The 16,200-nt window shown below is 72.2% G+C and carries 16 protein-coding genes; 11 read left to right on the top strand and 5 right to left on the bottom strand.

Features of this window, described 5'->3' with window-relative positions:
• Window positions 1–60 precede the first annotated feature (60 nt).
• On the bottom strand, window positions 61–1,359 hold the full coding sequence (gene xseA / locus DY262_RS01400) for an exodeoxyribonuclease VII large subunit (protein WP_116957202.1): 1,299 nt from the start codon (window positions 1,357–1,359) through the stop codon (window positions 61–63).
• Between the two features lie 352 nt (window positions 1,360–1,711).
• On the opposite strand from xseA, the gene DY262_RS01395 reads away from it, so the two are divergent.
• The 8 genes from DY262_RS01395 to DY262_RS01360 all read left to right on the top strand — a co-directional run bounded on the left by DY262_RS01395 (window position 1,712) and on the right by DY262_RS01360 (window position 9,891).
• Window positions 1,712–2,353 (top strand): MotA/TolQ/ExbB proton channel family protein, encoded by a 642-nt coding sequence (locus tag DY262_RS01395; protein WP_116957201.1) that lies wholly within the window; start codon window positions 1,712–1,714, stop codon window positions 2,351–2,353.
• Window positions 2,350–2,793 carry an ExbD/TolR family protein gene (locus DY262_RS01390; protein ID WP_116957200.1) on the top strand — a complete coding sequence of 148 codons (444 nt, stop codon included), beginning with the start codon at window positions 2,350–2,352 and terminating at the stop codon, window positions 2,791–2,793. Before DY262_RS01395 ends, DY262_RS01390 begins: the two co-directional genes overlap by 4 nt.
• Window positions 2,794–2,800: 7 nt before the next feature.
• Complete coding sequence (gene lpxK / locus DY262_RS01385) at window positions 2,801–3,841, top strand: tetraacyldisaccharide 4'-kinase (protein WP_116957199.1); 1,041 nt, start codon at window positions 2,801–2,803, stop codon at window positions 3,839–3,841.
• Between the two features lie 29 nt (window positions 3,842–3,870).
• Window positions 3,871–4,080: a Trm112 family protein gene (locus DY262_RS01380; RefSeq protein WP_116957198.1), complete on the top strand. Its 210-nt coding sequence runs from the start codon at window positions 3,871–3,873 to the stop codon at window positions 4,078–4,080.
• Window positions 4,077–4,841 carry a 3-deoxy-manno-octulosonate cytidylyltransferase gene (gene kdsB, locus DY262_RS01375; RefSeq protein WP_116957197.1) on the top strand — a complete coding sequence of 255 codons (765 nt, stop codon included), beginning with the start codon at window positions 4,077–4,079 and terminating at the stop codon, window positions 4,839–4,841. The genes DY262_RS01380 and kdsB overlap by 4 nt, the downstream gene beginning before the upstream one ends.
• A gap of 141 nt (window positions 4,842–4,982) precedes the next feature.
• Window positions 4,983–5,639, top strand: coding sequence for an adenylate kinase (gene adk / locus DY262_RS01370; protein ID WP_070398276.1), 657 nt, complete (start codon window positions 4,983–4,985; stop codon window positions 5,637–5,639).
• 142 nt (window positions 5,640–5,781) lie between these two features.
• Window positions 5,782–8,511, top strand: coding sequence for an autotransporter family protein (locus DY262_RS01365; protein ID WP_116957196.1), 2,730 nt, complete (start codon window positions 5,782–5,784; stop codon window positions 8,509–8,511).
• A gap of 120 nt (window positions 8,512–8,631) precedes the next feature.
• Window positions 8,632–9,891, top strand: a complete 1,260-nt coding sequence (locus tag DY262_RS01360; protein WP_116957195.1) for an NRAMP family divalent metal transporter — start codon at window positions 8,632–8,634, stop codon at window positions 9,889–9,891.
• 16 nt (window positions 9,892–9,907) lie between these two features.
• Here the strand turns inward: DY262_RS01360 and DY262_RS01355 are convergent, their stop codons facing one another.
• From DY262_RS01355 to DY262_RS01345, 3 genes are read right to left on the bottom strand one after another with little or no spacing between them, the layout of a single operon-like run.
• On the bottom strand, window positions 9,908–10,384 hold the full coding sequence (locus DY262_RS01355) for a DUF6152 family protein (RefSeq protein ID WP_116957194.1): 477 nt from the start codon (window positions 10,382–10,384) through the stop codon (window positions 9,908–9,910).
• A gap of 14 nt (window positions 10,385–10,398) precedes the next feature.
• A complete protein-coding gene (locus DY262_RS01350; protein WP_116957532.1) occupies window positions 10,399–10,779 on the bottom strand; it encodes a hypothetical protein in 381 nt (126 codons plus the stop codon).
• A gap of 47 nt (window positions 10,780–10,826) precedes the next feature.
• A complete protein-coding gene (locus DY262_RS01345; protein ID WP_245980763.1) occupies window positions 10,827–11,783 on the bottom strand; it encodes an asparaginase in 957 nt (318 codons plus the stop codon).
• 91 nt (window positions 11,784–11,874) lie between these two features.
• Between DY262_RS01345 and lexA the strand changes: the two genes are divergently transcribed.
• The 3 genes from lexA (at window position 11,875) to DY262_RS01330 (ending at window position 14,047) form a co-directional block, all read left to right on the top strand.
• Window positions 11,875–12,558, top strand: a complete 684-nt coding sequence (gene lexA, locus DY262_RS01340) for a transcriptional repressor LexA (RefSeq protein ID WP_070398273.1) — start codon at window positions 11,875–11,877, stop codon at window positions 12,556–12,558.
• Window positions 12,559–12,691: 133 nt separating this feature from the next.
• Entirely contained in the window at window positions 12,692–12,991 is a 300-nt protein-coding gene (locus tag DY262_RS01335; RefSeq protein ID WP_116957193.1) for a hypothetical protein, read from the top strand.
• 48 nt (window positions 12,992–13,039) lie between these two features.
• Complete coding sequence (locus DY262_RS01330; RefSeq protein WP_116957192.1) at window positions 13,040–14,047, top strand: D-2-hydroxyacid dehydrogenase family protein; 1,008 nt, start codon at window positions 13,040–13,042, stop codon at window positions 14,045–14,047.
• A gap of 51 nt (window positions 14,048–14,098) precedes the next feature.
• On the opposite strand, the gene DY262_RS01325 is transcribed toward DY262_RS01330, so the two are convergent.
• Window positions 14,099–16,174 (bottom strand): hypothetical protein, encoded by a 2,076-nt coding sequence (locus DY262_RS01325; RefSeq protein WP_116957191.1) that lies wholly within the window; start codon window positions 16,172–16,174, stop codon window positions 14,099–14,101.
• Window positions 16,175–16,200: the final 26 nt, after the last annotated feature.

Below are 16,200 nucleotides of genomic sequence, written 5' to 3'. Positions count from 1 at the left end.
GGGTCGGGGCGGATTGTAGGCAGCGCCGGTGACGGCATCGCCCGCGGGGTTATGCGCGGCCTATGCGCCAGGCCCGCGCACGCGCAGCGGCAGCACGCCGTCGGCCAGCGTGGCCTGCACCTCGGTCCCCGGCAAAGCCTGTGCCACGCGGGTGATGGCCTGGCCTTGCGGATCGGTGAGATAGGCGTAGCCGCGCTGCAGCACCAGGCGCGGATCGAGCAGGGCCAGCGAGTCCTCGGCACGCCGCAGGCGCTGCGCGCGCGCGTCCAGGCCGCGCTTGAGGGCGGGCGGCAGGCGGGCCTGCAGTTCGTCGAGCCGCCAATGCTGGCGCTGCACCGCGAGCGCCATGCCCTTGTGCAGCCGCCCCTGCCAGCGCGCCAGCTGCTCGCCCGCCTGCGCCAGGCGCGCCGAAGGCCGGCCCAGGTGGGCCGCGAGCCGGTCGAGCCGCTGCGCGCGACCATCGAGCGCGTCCTGCACGCCCTGGCGCAGCAGGCCCTGCAGGCGCTCCAGTTCGAGCTCGCGCTGGCGCCGGTCGGGCGCGCAGAGCTCGGCCGCCGCGGTGGGCGTGGGCGCGCGCAGGTCGGCGGCGAAGTCGGCCAGGCTGAAATCGGTCTCGTGCCCCACGCCCACCACCACGGGCACGGGCGAGGCCGCCACCGCGCGCACCACGGCCGCGTCGTTGAACGCCCAGAGGTCTTCGAGCGAGCCGCCGCCGCGCACCAGCAGCAGCACGTCGCAGGCGCCGCGCGGGCCTTGGTGCGCCGCCGCCGCGGCCAGCGCGGCCACCAGCTCGGCCGGGGCCTGCGCCCCCTGCACCGAGGCGGGAAACACCGTCACCGGGATGTGCGGCACGCGCCGGCGCAAGGCGGTGGCCACGTCGCGCAGGGCGGCCGCGCCCAGCGAGGTGACCACGCCAATGTGCCGCGGCTGGGTGGGCAGCGACCGCTTGCGTTCGGCGTCGAACAGGCCCTCGGCCTGCAGCGCGGCCTTCAGCTGCAGGAACTGCTCGTACAGGCTGCCCTGCCCGGCCAGGCGCAGGCTCTCCACAATCAGCTGCAGGTCGCCGCGCGGGCCGTAGACGTCCAGCCGGCCCTGCACCTGCACGCGCTGGCCGTCGCGCACGGGGAAGCCCACCTGTTCGGCCGCACGGCGGAACATGGCGCAGCGCAGCTGGCCAGCGTCGTCCTTGAGCGAGAAGTAGCAATGCCCGCTGGCCGCGCGCGAGAAGCCCGAAATCTCCCCCTGGACCGCGACGGGATTGAAGCGCGAAGCCAAGGCGTCCGCCACCGCTCGTACCAGCGCGCCAACCGCCCAGAAACGCGCGCCGCCTGGGCCGTCGGCCATGCGCAGTGGCTTCATTGCTGGCTCGAAAGGGTCAAACGTGTCCACAAGCCGCACCAATACTGGGGTTGATGTCGCCAAAGCCCGACAGACCAAGGCTTGGCGCGCAGTGCCTTGATTCCAAAGCACTTTGTACTGCCCAAATTTTCATCAATCTGTCGAAAAGCGCGCAAACGCTGGGGTTGTGGGGCTTGTCCGCCGGGTTCTTCACAAAGATGTCCACAGGCGGTGTGGACTTCAGGGGGCGCGTCCGGCCGTCACGGCAGAGGGCGCGCGCATCGTTCGATGGAAGGCAAGCGCGCGGAGGGCTGGGCCATAATCCGGCGCTGTTGCCCGGCGCCGCCAGCGCGCCCTAGACCGGAGCCCTGAGTTGTTGTCCATCATACAAGCGGCCGGATGGCCGATCTGGCCCCTGATCGTGTGTTCCGTGCTCGGTCTGGCCCTCGTCATCGAGCGCTTCGTGAGCCTCAAGGCCAGCCGCATCGTGCCCCCCAAGCTGCTCGACGAAGCCATCATGGTCTCGCGCAACGGCATCCCCGGCCCCGACGTGGTGACCCAGCTCGAACAGAACTCGGTGCTCGGCGCGGTGCTGGCCACGGGCTTTCGCACCTTCAATGCCAACCCCAAGGCCACGGCCGAGGACCTGCGCGCCAACCTGGAAGGCGCGGGCCGCCACGCCGCCGCGAAACTGCAACGCTACCTGGGCGCGCTGGCCACCATCGCCTCGGCCGCGCCGCTGCTGGGGCTGCTGGGCACGGTCATCGGCATGATCGAGATCTTCGGCTCGCAGGCCGGCGACGGCATGGGCATCTCGGCCGGCGGCGGCAACCCGGCGCAGCTCGCGCACGGCATCTCCATCGCGCTCTACAACACCGCCTTCGGCCTGATCATCGCGATCCCGGCGCTGATCTTCTGGCGCTACTTCCGCGCCCGCGTGGACGAGTACCTCCTGGCGATGGAGGTGTCCACCGAGCGTTTCGCCCGCCACCTGCTCAGCGTGCGCAAGCCATGAACTTCCGCCCGCGCGGTCACCGCGACGAACCCGAGATCAACCTGATCCCGTTCATCGACATCCTGCTGGTCGTCGTCATCTTCCTGGTGCTCACGACGACCTACAGCAAGTTCACCGAGCTCAAGGTGAACCTGCCGGTGGCGGACGCCGAGGCCCCCAAGCAGAACCCCAAGGAGGTGCTGGTGACCGTGGGCGCCGACGGCCGCTACGCAGTCAACCGCACGGTGCTCGAAGGCACCAGTGTCGAACTCATCGCCAGCGCCCTGCAGTCCAGCGTGGAAGACGGGCGCGACACCGTGGTGGTGATCAGCGCCGACGCCGCCGCCGCCCACCAGTCGGTGATCAACGTGATGGACGCCGCCCGCCGCGCGGGCCTTGTGCAGATCACTTTCGCCACGCAGCAGAGCGCCAGCGCCGCGCCGGCGCGCAAGCGCCCCTGACAAGCCCATGACGGTCCGGGCCCGCCTCGAGGCCTGCTGGCGGGCGCTGAGCCTGCGCCGAGGGCCGGCCGCGCGCGCGCTGCTGCCGCTGGCCTGGCTCTATGGCGGGCTGCTGGCCTGGCGCCGATCGGCGTACCGGTCGGGGCGCCACCAGCCCGCGCGCCTGCCGGTGCCGGTGATCGTGGTCGGCAACGTGATCGTCGGCGGCGCCGGCAAAACCCCCACCACCATCGCCCTGGTCGAGCACCTGCAGCGGCGCGGCTGGCGGCCGGGGGTGGTCTCGCGCGGACACGGCCGCGCGGGCGCAGCGCCCCAGGCCGTGCCCGCCGACGCCGACGCCGCACTCAGCGGCGACGAGCCCCTGCTGATTCGCCGTGCGACCGGCGCGCCGGTGTGGGTGGCCCGCGCGCGCGCCGAGGCCGCGCAGGCCCTGCTGCGCACCCACCCCGAGGTGAATCTGATCGTCTGCGACGACGGCCTGCAGCACTGGCCCCTGGGCAGCGACCTGCGCGTGGCGGTGTTCGACGACCGCGGACTGGGCAATGGCTGGCTGCTGCCCGCCGGCCTGCTGCGCGAGCCTTGGCCGTCCACCGATGCCCCGCGCGCGCCTCAGCTGGTGCTTCAGCAGGCACGCGATGGCGGCCCACCCCCCGCGCCACTGGCCGGCGGCCTGCCGGCCTTTGGCGCGCGGCGCTCGCTCGCGCCGCGCGCCGTGAACGCGCGCGGCGACAGGCTGGCGCTGGAGTCCCTGCGGGGCCAGGCGCTCACCGCCGTGGCCGGGATCGCGCGGCCCGAAGCCTTCTTCGACATGCTGCGCGCGCGCGGCCTGCGGTTGTCCGCCACCCTCGCGCTGGCGGACCACGCCGGCGCCGCCAGCCTCGAGCAGGCCCTGCGCGGCGCGCCGGGCCCGGTGCTGTGCACCGAGAAAGACCTGGTGAAGCTGTCCACCAGCGCACGCCCCGACCTCTGGGCCGTGCCACTGGTGCTCGACATCGACCCGGCCTTCTTCGCGGCCGTGGACGAACGGCTCGGCCCGCCGCCGGCCTGAGCGCCCCCCGGCGCGCCTATCATCACCGGATGGATTCCAAACTCCTCGAACTGCTGGTCTGCCCGGTCACCAAGGGCCCGCTCGTGCTCAACCGCGAGCGCCAGGAACTGCTCTCGCGCAGCGCCCGGCTGGCCTACCCGATCCGCGACGGCATCCCCATCCTGCTGGAGCACGAGGCGCGGCCCCTGAGCGAAGAGGAGGCCGCCCGCCCGCCCAAGCCCGCCGCGCCGCAGGACTGAGCGTGGCCCAGGGCTTCACCGTGCTGATCCCGGCGCGCCTGGCGTCCAGCCGCCTGCCGGACAAACCCCTCGCCGACATCGGCGGGCTGCCCATGGTGGTGCGCGTGGCGCGCCGCGCGGCCCTGAGTGGCGCCACGCGCTGCGTGGTGGCGGCCGACGATTCGCGCATCCTGGCCGCCTGCGCGCAGCACGGCGTCGCCGCGCTGGCCACGCGCGCCGACCACCCCAGCGGCAGCGACCGCCTCGCCGAGGCCTGCGCGGCGCTGGGGCTGGCCGACGACGAGGTGGTGGTCAATGTGCAGGGCGACGAACCCCTGATCGAGCCCGCATTGATCGATGCCGTGGCCGCCGAACTGCAGGCGCGCACCGACTGCGCCATGAGCACGGCCGCGCACGCCATCGAGCGGCGCGCCGATTGGCTGGACCCGAACGTGGTGAAGGTGGTGACCGACGCGCGCGGCACCGCCCAGTACTTCAGCCGTGCGCCCATTCCTTGGTGGCGCGACGGCATGGCCGGGGACGACCTGCCTTCGCCCGCGCCGCTGCGCCACGTCGGCATCTACGCCTACCGGGCCGCTTTCCTGCGGCGCTTCCCCACCCTGCCCGCGGCGCCCACGGAACGTCTGGAGTCGCTCGAGCAGCTGCGCGCGCTGTGGCATGGCGAGCGCATCGCGGTGCACCTCACGGCGCACGCGCCCGGCCCCGGCGTCGACACCCCGCAAGACCTGGCCCGCGTGCGCGCCTTGATCGGCGCGGCCTGAGCCCCGCACCGGCCTGGTGCGCGGCAAGGGCTTGTCAAGGGTCGCGTGCTATCCTCCGTCGGTTACCCCGGCGGCACGCCCTGGGGCCGCCGCGCGAGGGGGCAGCGGCGACGCGGTTGAAACTCTGACAAAAGGAAAGCGATGAGATTGATTCTGTTGGGCCCACCGGGGGCGGGCAAAGGGACGCAGGCCGCGTTTATCTGCGAGAAGTACCGCATTCCGCAAATCTCCACCGGCGACATGCTGCGCGCCGCCGTCAAGGCCGGCACGCCGCTGGGCCTGCAGGCCAAGGCCGTGATGGAAGCCGGCGCCCTGGTGAGCGACGACCTCATCATCAATCTCGTCAAGGAGCGCATCGCCCAGCCCGACTGCGCCAACGGTTTTCTCTTCGACGGCTTTCCGCGCACGATTCCGCAGGCCGACGCCATGAAGGCGGCGGGCGTCAAGCTCGACTATGTGCTCGAGATCGACGTGCCCTTCGACGCCATCATCGAGCGCATGAGCGGGCGCCGCTCGCACCCCGCATCGGGCCGCACCTACCACGTCAAGTTCAACCCGCCCAAGGTGGACGGCAAAGACGACGTGACCGGCGAGCCGCTGATCCAGCGCGACGACGACAAGGAAGACACCGTCAAGAAGCGCCTGGAGGTCTACAGCGCGCAGACGCGCCCGCTGGTGGACTACTACAGCCAGTGGGCCAAGGCCGAACCGGCGGCCGCGCCCAAGTACCGCGCCATCAGCGGCCTGGGCAGCGTGGACGAGATCACCGCGCGCGCCCTGCAGGCGCTCGGTTCCTGAGCGCCCCCCCGCCTGAGCCCCAGCACAATGCCCCGCAACCGCGGGGCATTTTTCTTGGTCGGCGCAGCCGCGCGATCGGCGACGGCCAAGGCACGGGCCAGAAGGCCATCAAGTTGCGCCAGCATGGACCGATGACAAACCAATGGGCCAGCAACACGCGTTCATTCCCCACCGGCGCTCGCGCCTGTCCCTGGCGGCCATGGCCCTGGTGTGGGCAACGCTGGGCACCCGCGTGGCGGTCGCGCAGTCCGTCACCGGCGTGGGCGACGTGAACCCGGGCCCCTTGCCGGTCCCGTCGCCGCACTGGGTCGAGGCCGGCGAGATCTACGTCGGCGACACCGGCGTCGGCACCCTGACCATCGAAGACGGCGGCACGGCCAGCAGCGGGAACGGCGCGCTGGGCTACACCGGGGGCACGGGCACGGTGATCGTCACGGGCAGCGACGGCAGCGGCAACGTGTCGAGCTGGACCATGCCGGGCGATCTGGCCGTCGGGGCGGGCGGCACGGCGTCGCTCTCGATCCTCAACGGCGGTCTGGTCAGCAACGCGCACGGCAACATCGCCTTTGGCGGCGGCACGGCCTCGGCCACCGTCTCGGGCGTGGATGCCCATGGCAACGCCTCCACCTGGATCAACACCAGCACGCTCACCGTGGGCAATGCCGGCGTGGGCTCGCTGCTCATCGAAAACGGAGGCCTGGTGCGCAGCGTCCAGGGCGCCATCGGTGGCACCACCGGCGTGGGCCCGGGCGTCTCCAGCGGCACGGTCACCGTCTCCGGCAGCGACGGCAACGGCCGGGTCTCGACCTGGAGCCTTGGCGACAACCTCTACGTGGGTTTTTCGGACCCGGGTGATCTCACCGTTGAAGCGGGTGGCGCGGTCAGCGGCCACACCGTCTACATCGGCTACGAAGCGGGCGGCAACGGCCTGGTCACGGTCACGGGCCGCGACGCCATCAGCGCCCGCGCGTCCAGCCTGGACTTTTCGGCGCAGTTGAACGTGGGCTACGAGGGCATCGGCGAATTGACCATCGAGGACCGCGGCACGGTGCTGGCGCCGCGCACCCAGATCGCCGTCCAGGCCGGCTCCAGCGGCACGCTGAGCCTGCTCGGCGACGCGAGCGGGCGCGGCGTGCTCGAAACGAACGTGGTGATCCGGGGCAGTGGCACCGCCACGCTCAACCTCAACGGCGGCATCCTGCGCGCGACCCTGAACGAGGCCGATTTTCTGCAAGGTTTCGCCACGCTGTCGGGTGGCGCCGAGGGCGTGTGGATCGACACGAACAACCACGCCGTCGGCGTCGGCACGGCCTTCACCGGCGCGGCGGACTTCAACAAGCTGGGCCTGGGCACGCTGACGCTGGGCGGCCTGAGCACCTACACGGGTGCCACCCGCGTGGCGGGCGGCACCTTGCGTGCCAGCGCCGCCGGCGCCTTCAGCGCCCACTCCGCGCACACCGTGGCGGCCGGCGCCACGCTCGACACGGCGGGCCTGGACCAGGCGGTGGCCAGCCTGGACAACGCGGGCACGGTCTCGCTGCTGGGCGCCGTCCCCGGCAGCCGGCTGACCGTCAACGGCGCCTATGTCGGCCAGAACGGCACGCTGAGGATGGGCACCGCGCTGGGCCACAGCGGCAGCCTCAGCGACCGGCTGGTGCTCGATGGCGCCGGCGCCAGCGCCAGCGGCACCACCACCTTGCACATCACCAACCTGGGCGGCCTGGGCGCGCTGACCACGGGCGACGGCATCGAAGTCATCAGCGCGCTCAACGGCGCCACCACCACCGCCCAGACCACCAGGGACGCGTTCCGCCTGGCCGGCGAGCACGTCGACGCCGGCGCCTACGAGTACCGCCTGTACGCGGCCGACGCCAACGGCGCCGGGGAAAGTTGGTTTCTGCGGTCCAGCGCGGTCGCGGGGGCCGCCACGCCCGCCTACCGCGTGGAGGTACCACTGTTCGCCGCGCTGCCTGAGCAGCTGCGCCTGGGCAATGCCGTGATGGTGGGCAACCTGCACCTGCGCGTCGGCGATGGCGCCACCGCCGAACGGCAGACCTGGGCGCGGATCATCAGCGCCGAACGCCGCGTGAGCCAGCGCGGCGACGTGAGCCCGCGCAGCCGGGGCCGGCTCCACGGTCTGCAGGCCGGCATCGACCTGTGGGCCCGGCCGGGCTGGCGCGCGGGCCTGTACGTGGGTCAGCTCGACGGCGACATGCGGCTGCGGGGCCTGGCTGGCGGCATCGCGGAACAGGCGCTGGGCAGCAATGCGCTGCGCAGCCAGTACCTGGGCGTCTATGCGACCTACCGGCGTGCCAACGGCTTCTACCTGGACACGGTGCTGCAGGGCGCCCGCCACCGCTACAGCGTGTCGCCGCTGACCGCGCCGGCCAGCCATGGCAAGGGCGACAGCCTCCTGGCCTCGGTGGAAGTCGGGCGGGGCTACCCACTCGCGGCGGGCTGGGAACTGGAGCCGCAGCTGCAACTGGTGCACCAGCGCATGGCGCTCGACGGCGTGAGCATCGCCGGCGCCGACGTGCAGCAACAGCCCCATGGCAGCTGGGCGGCCCGGCTGGGTCTGCGGGTCAAGGGCGAGGTGTCGACCGCCGCGGGCGTGCTGCGACCGTACGGTCGCGTGAACCTGTACCGCAGCAGCCCAGGCAGGGATGTGGCGCGCTTCATCGGACCCGCCGGCTCCGCGGACGTGGCCACGGGCACGGGCGGCGCCAGCGCCGAACTGGCCGCTGGCGCCACGCTGGCCTTGTCCACCGGCATCAGCCTCTATGGGGAAGTGGGCAGCGCCTGGTCCCTGGGCGGCGCGGCGCGGCACCGGGGTGGGCTCAACGGCAGCCTGGGACTGCGGGTGGACTGGTAAGCCCGAACCGGGTTTTTCTCCACCGGCCAACGGCCTGGGGCCATTGACGCGCAATGGCCGGCCGGGCCACGATCCGCGCCTCGCCCCGGCCGCCTCGGGGCCCAACGGGCAGGGAGCCTCATGAAAGCGATCCGTCCATTCGGCCTGCGGCGCGGTCTGCGCAAGCTCGGACCCGGCCTGATCACCGGTGCCGCCGACGACGATCCCAGCGGCATCGCCACCTACTCCCAAGCCGGCGCGCAGTTCGGCTTCTCCATGCTGTGGACGGTGGTCTTCACCCTGCCGCTCATGATCGCGATCCAGATCGTCAGCGCGCGCATCGGACACGTCACGCGGCGGGGCCTGGCCGCCAACATCCGGGCGGGTTTTCCGCGCTGGGTGCTGCTGGCCGTGGTCGGCCTGCTGCTGGTGGCCAACACGCTCAACCTGGCCGCGGACATCGCGGCCATGGCGGAGGCGCTGCGCCTGCTGGTGGGCGGGTCGGCCCACGTGTACGCGGTGACGTTCGGCCTGCTCTGCCTGGTGCTGCAGGTCTTCCTGCCCTACCAGACCTACGTGCGCTGGCTGAAGTGGCTGACGCTGGCGCTGCTGTCCTATGTGGCCGTGGTGTTCACGGTGCACCTGGACTGGTGGACCGTGGCCCGGCAGATCGTGCGCCCGCCTCTCGCCCTCGGCCACGACGTGCTCCTGATGGTGGTCGCGGTGTTCGGCACCACCATCAGTCCCTACCTCTTCTTCTGGCAGGCGGCGCAGGAAATGGAAGACGCCAGCGGCCAGCCGCCCCAGACCCGACAGGACGTGCGCCGCCACCTTCGGCGCATCAAGATCGACACCAGCATCGGCATGGTGTTCTCCAACCTGATCGCCTTCTTCATCATCCTGAGCACGGCGGCCACGCTGCACGCCGCGGGCATCACCGACGTCCAGACCTCGGCCCAGGCGGCGGAGGCCCTGCGGCCCGTGGCCGGGCCATTCACCTTCATGCTGTTCAGCCTGGGGATCATCGGCACCGGACTGCTGGCGGTGCCGGTGCTCGCGGGCTCCGCCGGCTACGCCGTGGCCGAGGCGGCGGGCTGGTCGGGCAGCCTGAGCGCACGCCTGGACAAGGGGGAAGGCCGCGGCTTCTATGGCGTGATCGCCACCGCCACCGTGGGCGGCGTGCTGCTGTGCTTCACGTCGATGGACCCCGTCCGGGCGCTGTTCTGGTCGGCGGTGATCAACGGCGTGATCGCCGTGCCCATCATGGCCGTGATGATGCTGCTGGCCGCCCAGCCCTCGACGATGGGCCCGCACGTCATCGGCCCGCGGCTGCGCGTGCTCGGCTGGATCGCCACGGTCGCCATGGCGCTGACCGTGGGCGCCATGCTGGCCACGCTGTGAGCCGCGCCGGCGCGGCTCAGACCGGGCTGGAGCGCAAGCCGTAGGCCTTGTCGCTGACGAACAGGTACTCCACGCGCAGCACCGGCTCGCCGCGCTCGCCCTCGAAGGCGAAGCCCACCATGGCCATGCTGTCGCCCACCTTCAGCTCGGGTACCTGCCACTGGTTCAGGCGAAAAATGGGCGCGAGTTCGATCTGCCAGCGCCGGTCCCGCCGGCGCGGCACCGTGGCGCGCGCCAGCAGCGCGGCACCGTCCACGCCGGCCGACTGCGCCGGCAGCGACCGGCTCGCCAGACCCGCGGGCACGGCCAGGTTCTCGGGCACTTCCAGCACCAGTTCGGCGTGCGGGTTGCGCCACGCCACCTGCACGGCCTTGCCCTCCAGGTAGAGGGGGCGGCTCTGGTCGAAGCTGCTCCAGCCATGGTGCGCGCGCGCGGCACCGGCCACGCCCCCCAGCGCCAGGGCGCCGGCCTGCAACAGGGTTCGTCTGTCCATCGTCCTGCACTCCTTCAGACGTAGCCGATCCAGCGGCCACAGGTAAGCACCGTCAGCCACAGCAGCGTGGACACGCCCAGCAGGGCGCGCGCCGTGCCATCCAGGCGCTGCAGCGAGCGGCGGCCATGGAACCAGCCCGCGTTGCACGCCGCCAGCGCGATCAGCGCCATCTTGGCTGTGAACACCCGGTTGCCCAACAGTTCCGACGGCATGGTGGCGAACATGGTCAGGCCACTGGCCGCCGCCAGACCGAATCCCAGCACGGCCAGCCCGAGGCTCAAGCGCGCCAGTGGCTGCACCGGCAGTGCCGCGCCCAGGCCCCACACGCGCGCCTCCAGCAGCAGCAGATTGCCCAGCAGCAAGGCGACGCCCACGAGGTGCGCCACCTCCAGCATGGGGTAGGCCCAGGGATGGGCGCCCAGCGCGGCGAAGGCGTCCACCCTCAGGCGTCCAGCAACTCGAGCGCCAGCGCCCAGCGCGCCTTGGGCGGCGACAGGCCGTCGATGTCGGCGAAGGGCTGCTGGGGGTACGGCACCGGCGGCGCGCCGTTGCGGTTGGCGATGACCACGCGCACGCCGCCCGCCTCGGCCTCGCGCAGCGCGGCCTCGAGTTCGGCGTGCAGCGACGCATTGCCCGTGCCCGACACCACGATGCCCTGCACCCGCGCCGCGGGCGGCGCGGCCAGCAGTGCGTGCACCGGCCAGGCCGCCGCGTCGGCGTGGCTGCTCAGCCAGGCCACGCGCGGCATCGCGGTCGCACGCAGGAAGGCCTGCAGCCGCGCCGCGTGGCGCGCCGCCGCGGGCCAATCGCGAAAGCGCCGCACGCGCCCCTCCTCCACCAGCGCGATCACGCCGGCGTCGCCGGAATCGAAAGGGTCGGTGCGGTACGGGTGCTGCTTGGCCACTTCAAGAGGGCCGTGCACCCGCCCCGCGCACACCACCAGCACGCCGCGCGCGCCCGGCTCGGTGGCCACGGCCACGGCATCGCTGAGGTTCTGCGGGCCGTCGGGCGACACCGCCGTGGCCGGGCGCATGGCGCAGGTCAACACCAGGGGCTTGGCCGGCGCCAGCAGCGTCTGCAGCAGGTACGCGGTCTCCTCGATGGTGTCGGTGCCGTGCGTGACCACCAGCCCTTGCACGGCGGGGTCGGCCAGGTGCCGGCCCGCCCGCCCCACCAGCCGCTGCAGATCGGCCAGGCGCATGTCCTTGCTGTTGATCTGCGCCACCTGTTCGAAGGCCATGTCCCGCCCGCGCAGCGCGGGCAGGCCGGCCGCCAGGTCCTCGACCGGCACCGCCCCCGCGTCGTAGCCCACGTTGTCGCCCGCGCGCTCGGCCCGGCCGGCGATGGTCCCGCCCATGCCCAGCACGACGATCCGCGTGGCCTTTGTGCCCTCACCCACTTGCCTTCTCCAAATAACTGGTTAAAAATACAGATACTGGATGCCCAGACAGTGCCCAGTTCCGGCCCACCAGCCCTTGATGCGAGGTTCCATGCTCGACACCCAAGCCGCTCCCAAGCTCACCGCCCGCCAGCAGCAGATCCTGGCGCTGATCCAGACCGCCATCGCGCGCACCGGGGCACCGCCCACGCGCGCCGAAATCGCGGCCGAACTGGGCTTCAAGTCGGCCAACGCGGCCGAAGAGCACCTGCAGGCCCTGGCGCGCAAGGGCGTCATCGAACTGGTCAGCGGCACCTCGCGCGGCATCCGCCTGCGCCGGGCCGACCTGCAGAGTATCCATGCGGCCCGCGACAGCCAGCTCTCCCTGCCGCTGCCCGGTCTGGCGCAGCTGGTGCTGCCCCTCATCGGCCGCGTCGCGGCGGGCTCGCCCATCCTCGCGCAGGAGCACGTCGACCAGACCTACAGCGTCGAGCCCAGCCTGTTCCAGCGCACCCCCGACTACCTGCTGCGCGTGCGCGGCATGTCCATGCGCGACGCCGGCATCCTTGACGGCGACCTGCTCGCCGTGGCCTCCACGCGCGAGGCGCGCAACGGCCAGATCGTGGTGGCCCGCCTGGGCGACGACGTCACCGTCAAGCGCTACATGCGCCTGCGCGACCACATCGAACTGCACGCCGAAAACCCCGACTACCCCACCATCGTGGTCGAACCCGGTGAACCCTTCGAAATCGAGGGCTTGGCCGTGGGCCTGATCCGCAACAACTTCCAGAACTGACCCGAGGGGTCGGCGCCGCCACTGCGGGTGGCGGGCGTTGCCTGAAGCGGCCACCGGCCGCTCACGCAACCCCGCAGCGACGGCATTCCAGATCAATCCTGCCTGTGTTCAACCCCTTGACGAGGTGTTTCACATGGGACTGTTCTTCCACTCCTTTGCATCGAACAGCTGGCGCAAGCCCCTGCAACTGATCGACTGCTGGTTGCCCGAGCCGCACACGCGCGCGACCCCCAGGCCCACGCCGCCCGCCACCCCCGCCGTGCGCCGCTTTGCGCGCGCGGGCTGGCTGGGCCGCTCGGCGGCCAACGCCTCGCACGCACACGACGGCCGCGTCGCGCTCGCGGGCCGCATCGACGAGGTCTGCCGTGAGCTGGACCGCCTCGCGGCGCTCGACGGCGCCGCGCCCGCCACGCTGCAACGCCGGGTGGCCTGAGCGCGCCGCTGCCCGGTCACCACAAAGGGGCCGGGCACAATAGGCGGCATGAACATCGTGATCCTCGACGACTATCAGGACGCCGTGCGCAAGCTGCATTGCGCCGAGAAGCTCGAGCCCTACCCCGCCAAGGTCTTCACCAACACCGTCAAGGGTGTCGGCCAGCTGTCCATCCGCCTGCGCGACGCCGACGTGCTCGTGCTGATCCGCGAACGCACCCCCATCACCCGCCAGCTCGTCGACAAGCTGCCCCGCCTCAAACTCATCGCCCAGACCGGGCGCGTGGGCAGCCACGTCGACGTCGGCGCCTGCACCGAGCGCGGCATCGCGGTGGCCGAGGGTGTGGGCTCGCCCGTGTCCACGGCCGAGCTCACCTGGGCGCTGGTGCTCGCGGCCATGCGCCGCATCCCGCAGTACGTCGCCAACCTCAAGCACGGCGCCTGGCAGCAGTCGGGGCTCAAGTCCTCCGCCATGCCGCCCAACTTCGGCGTGGGCATGGTGTTGCGCGACAAAACCCTGGGCGTGTGGAGCTACGGCCGCATCGGCCAGCTGGTGGCCGGCTACGGCCGCGCCTTCGGCATGCGCGTGGTGGTGTGGGGCTCCGAGGAAGCCCGTGCGCGCGCCGTGGACGACGGCTACGACGTGGCCACCTCCAAGGAGGGCTTCTTCGAATGCTGCGACGTGCTCAGCCTGCACCTGCGGCTGGGCGAACGCAGCCTGGGCTGCGTCAAGCTCGACGACCTGCTGCGCATGAAACCGACCTCGCTGCTGGTGAACACCTCGCGCGCGGAGCTCATCGAGCCCGACGCCTTGATCACCGCGCTCAACCGGGGCCGCCCCGGCATGGCGGCCGTGGACGTGTTCGAGTCGGAACCCATCCTGCAGGGCCACGCGCTGCTGCGGCTGGAGAACTGCATCTGCACCCCGCACATCGGCTACGTGGAACAGGACAGCTACGAGATGTACTTCAGCGCGGCTTTCGACAACGTGGTGAATTTCATCCGGGGCACGCCGACGAACATCGTCAACCCCGGGGCGCTGCAGGTGCGCCGCTGAAAAAAAGCCGGGTCATGTGACCCGGCCTGCTTGGAGCGGAGAGGTCACCGCTCAGGAGCGGCGCTCTCCGCCCTCGCTGTCGCCCTCGTCGCGCGGGGCGCGCACCTCGTTGGGGCGGGGGTCGTTGTCCACGATCTCGAAATCGATCAGGCTGCTCTCGCCACTGCGCAGCGCACCACCGCGCCCGGCGGTGGGCTCCACCGGCACGTCCACCTCGGGCAGCGAGGCCTCGAACTGCGACTCGGCCTCCAGGTCTTCCAGGTTCACGTCCAGCCCCTGGCGGGCCGAGGCGGGCGGGATCACGTGCAGGTCCATCGGCACGGTGCGGCGCTGCGGGTCATCACCCGTGACCGTGAGCGGCGCGTTGCGCGACACCGCCTTGAGCGGCTGCATGGAAGTATTGCGGAACTCCTGCGGCGGCAGCGTCTGCGATTCGCGCTGAACGATGTCCTTGGCGATCGCGTGCAGCATCAGCAGCTCGCGGTAGGCCTCCAGGTCGAACACCTCGGTGTCGCCCTCCTCCGCATCACGGAACAGGCTGCGCTCGATGAGGTCCAGCACGCGCGGCTGCGGCCACAGCGCCTGGATGCGCCCAAAGGCCGACTCGTAGGCGTCCAGACCGCGGCCTTTGTCGGCGTAGCGGTCGAAGGGCGGCGCGCCGGCGTTGAACACGCGGTTGAACTCCTCGCGCAGCGCCCCGTATTCGTCGCGGCGGCCCAGGCGGTGGTACAGGCGGAACAGGTCAAGGTAGGCCAGCGGGCTGGGCTCGTGGCTCTCGGCCAGGTGGTTGCGCAGCACCGCGATGGCCTGGTCGTCCTCACCGAGCGAGACGAAGAAGTCGGCCTGTTGCTGCACGTCGAACAGTTCCTCGGCGGCCACGGAGCGCGAGACGTTCATCGCGCTGGGCGCGAAGTCGCGCCGGTCCTGGGGCGGCACCGTGGCGCCAAAGCCCGGTGTGCGGCGCGGCGCCGCCTGCAGGGGCGCGGGCGTGGAATCCACGTCCAGGTCAACGTCCACGGCGTCGAGTGGCACCGGCGCGCTGGGCTGCAACGCCGCATGGCGCGAGGCGCGCGGCTGGGCCTCGCCCTCTTCGTCCGGGCCGTCGGTCCACCAGGCGCGCGACGCGTCGGAGGCGATGGGGGTGTCTTGCCGCTGGCGGCGCACCAGGGCGACCAGCGCCGCCAGGGACACCAGCAGCAAACCGCCGAGCAAGAAGACGAGCCAGTTGGCGTAGCGCTGCTCCTGGGCCTGCGCAAGCTGCGCGCTCAGTTCGGCCACGCGCGCCTGATCGCGCTGCTGCGACTCGCGGAAGCGGGCCATGTCGGCCTCCAGAGCGGCCAGGCGCTCGGCGTTGCGGCGCGACTCCTCGTTGGCCGCCGCCAGCGCGGCTTCCAGCGGACTGGGTTCGGCGGGCGCCGCGGCCGCAGCCTCGGGCGCGGCGTTGGGTGAGGTGCCCGCGCTCAGGTCGGGGGGGTCGAGCCGCAGGCGCGGCGCACCGGCCGGTGCCTTGGCGGCGCCGTCCTTGGCGCTGGGTACGGGCGTGGGGGCTGGTGCCGCCGCGGCGGAAGCGGCCGGCGCGGGCGCCGCCGCTGGCTTCGGGCGCGGCGCCACGGGCACCTTGGACGGCTTGATGGGGGCCCGCGGGCGCTCGCGCACCACGGGCGCGGGGGCGCGCTCAGGCGTGGCGGCCCGTGCGGGCGGCGCCGCCACCTGGGGCGCCGGGGCCGGCGCCGGCATGGGAGCCGCGGGCAAGGGCATCGCGTCGACGGCGCGGGGCGCGGGAGCCGCCGCCACCGCCGGTTCGCTCACCAGATCGGCGAGCAACACATAACGGCGGGTGAACGGCAGGCCGCAGCCGGCGCGCACCGACAGGGTGACGATGGGTTCGTTGACCGGCAGGCTGGCGACGACGCGGGCGATGCCCGTGAGTTCGCCGGGCGCGGCGCGCGGGGTGACGGTGACGAAGTTCGGCGTGACCTGGACGTCGCCGTAGAAGACGTCGGCCTGGAGACACTGGGTGGCGATGTCCTCGCCGGGGGCCAGCATCACCTGGAACTGCACATCGAGTGGCTGGCCGATCAGCGCCGCCCCACTGTGGCGCCCGAGCGTGACCGCCGGACTGCTCACGGCGGTTGATAGCAAAATGCAGGCTG

The sequence above is a fragment of the Hydrogenophaga borbori genome, from assembly GCF_003417535.1.
GTDB lineage: Bacteria > Pseudomonadota > Gammaproteobacteria > Burkholderiales > Burkholderiaceae_C > Hydrogenophaga > Hydrogenophaga borbori.
This window is presented reverse-complemented; position numbering and strand designations above follow the sequence as displayed.

What these genes read in the sequence shown, in the direction of transcription:
- xseA (WP_116957202.1), bottom strand. Translation starts at nt 1,359, where the DNA reads ATGAAGCCACTGCGCATGGCCGACGGCCCAGGCGGCGCGCGTTTCTGG.
- DY262_RS01390 (WP_116957200.1), top strand. Translation starts at nt 2,350, where the DNA reads ATGAACTTCCGCCCGCGCGGTCACCGCGACGAACCCGAGATCAACCTG.
- lpxK (WP_116957199.1), top strand. Translation starts at nt 2,801, where the DNA reads ATGACGGTCCGGGCCCGCCTCGAGGCCTGCTGGCGGGCGCTGAGCCTG.
- DY262_RS01380 (WP_116957198.1), top strand. Translation starts at nt 3,871, where the DNA reads ATGGATTCCAAACTCCTCGAACTGCTGGTCTGCCCGGTCACCAAGGGC.
- adk (WP_070398276.1), top strand. Translation starts at nt 4,983, where the DNA reads ATGAGATTGATTCTGTTGGGCCCACCGGGGGCGGGCAAAGGGACGCAG.
- DY262_RS01365 (WP_116957196.1), top strand. Translation starts at nt 5,782, where the DNA reads ATGGGCCAGCAACACGCGTTCATTCCCCACCGGCGCTCGCGCCTGTCC.
- DY262_RS01360 (WP_116957195.1), top strand. Translation starts at nt 8,632, where the DNA reads ATGAAAGCGATCCGTCCATTCGGCCTGCGGCGCGGTCTGCGCAAGCTC.
- DY262_RS01355 (WP_116957194.1), bottom strand. Translation starts at nt 10,384, where the DNA reads ATGGACAGACGAACCCTGTTGCAGGCCGGCGCCCTGGCGCTGGGGGGC.
- DY262_RS01350 (WP_116957532.1), bottom strand. Translation starts at nt 10,779, where the DNA reads ATGCTGGAGGTGGCGCACCTCGTGGGCGTCGCCTTGCTGCTGGGCAAT.
- lexA (WP_070398273.1), top strand. Translation starts at nt 11,875, where the DNA reads ATGCTCGACACCCAAGCCGCTCCCAAGCTCACCGCCCGCCAGCAGCAG.
- DY262_RS01335 (WP_116957193.1), top strand. Translation starts at nt 12,692, where the DNA reads ATGGGACTGTTCTTCCACTCCTTTGCATCGAACAGCTGGCGCAAGCCC.
- DY262_RS01330 (WP_116957192.1), top strand. Translation starts at nt 13,040, where the DNA reads ATGAACATCGTGATCCTCGACGACTATCAGGACGCCGTGCGCAAGCTG.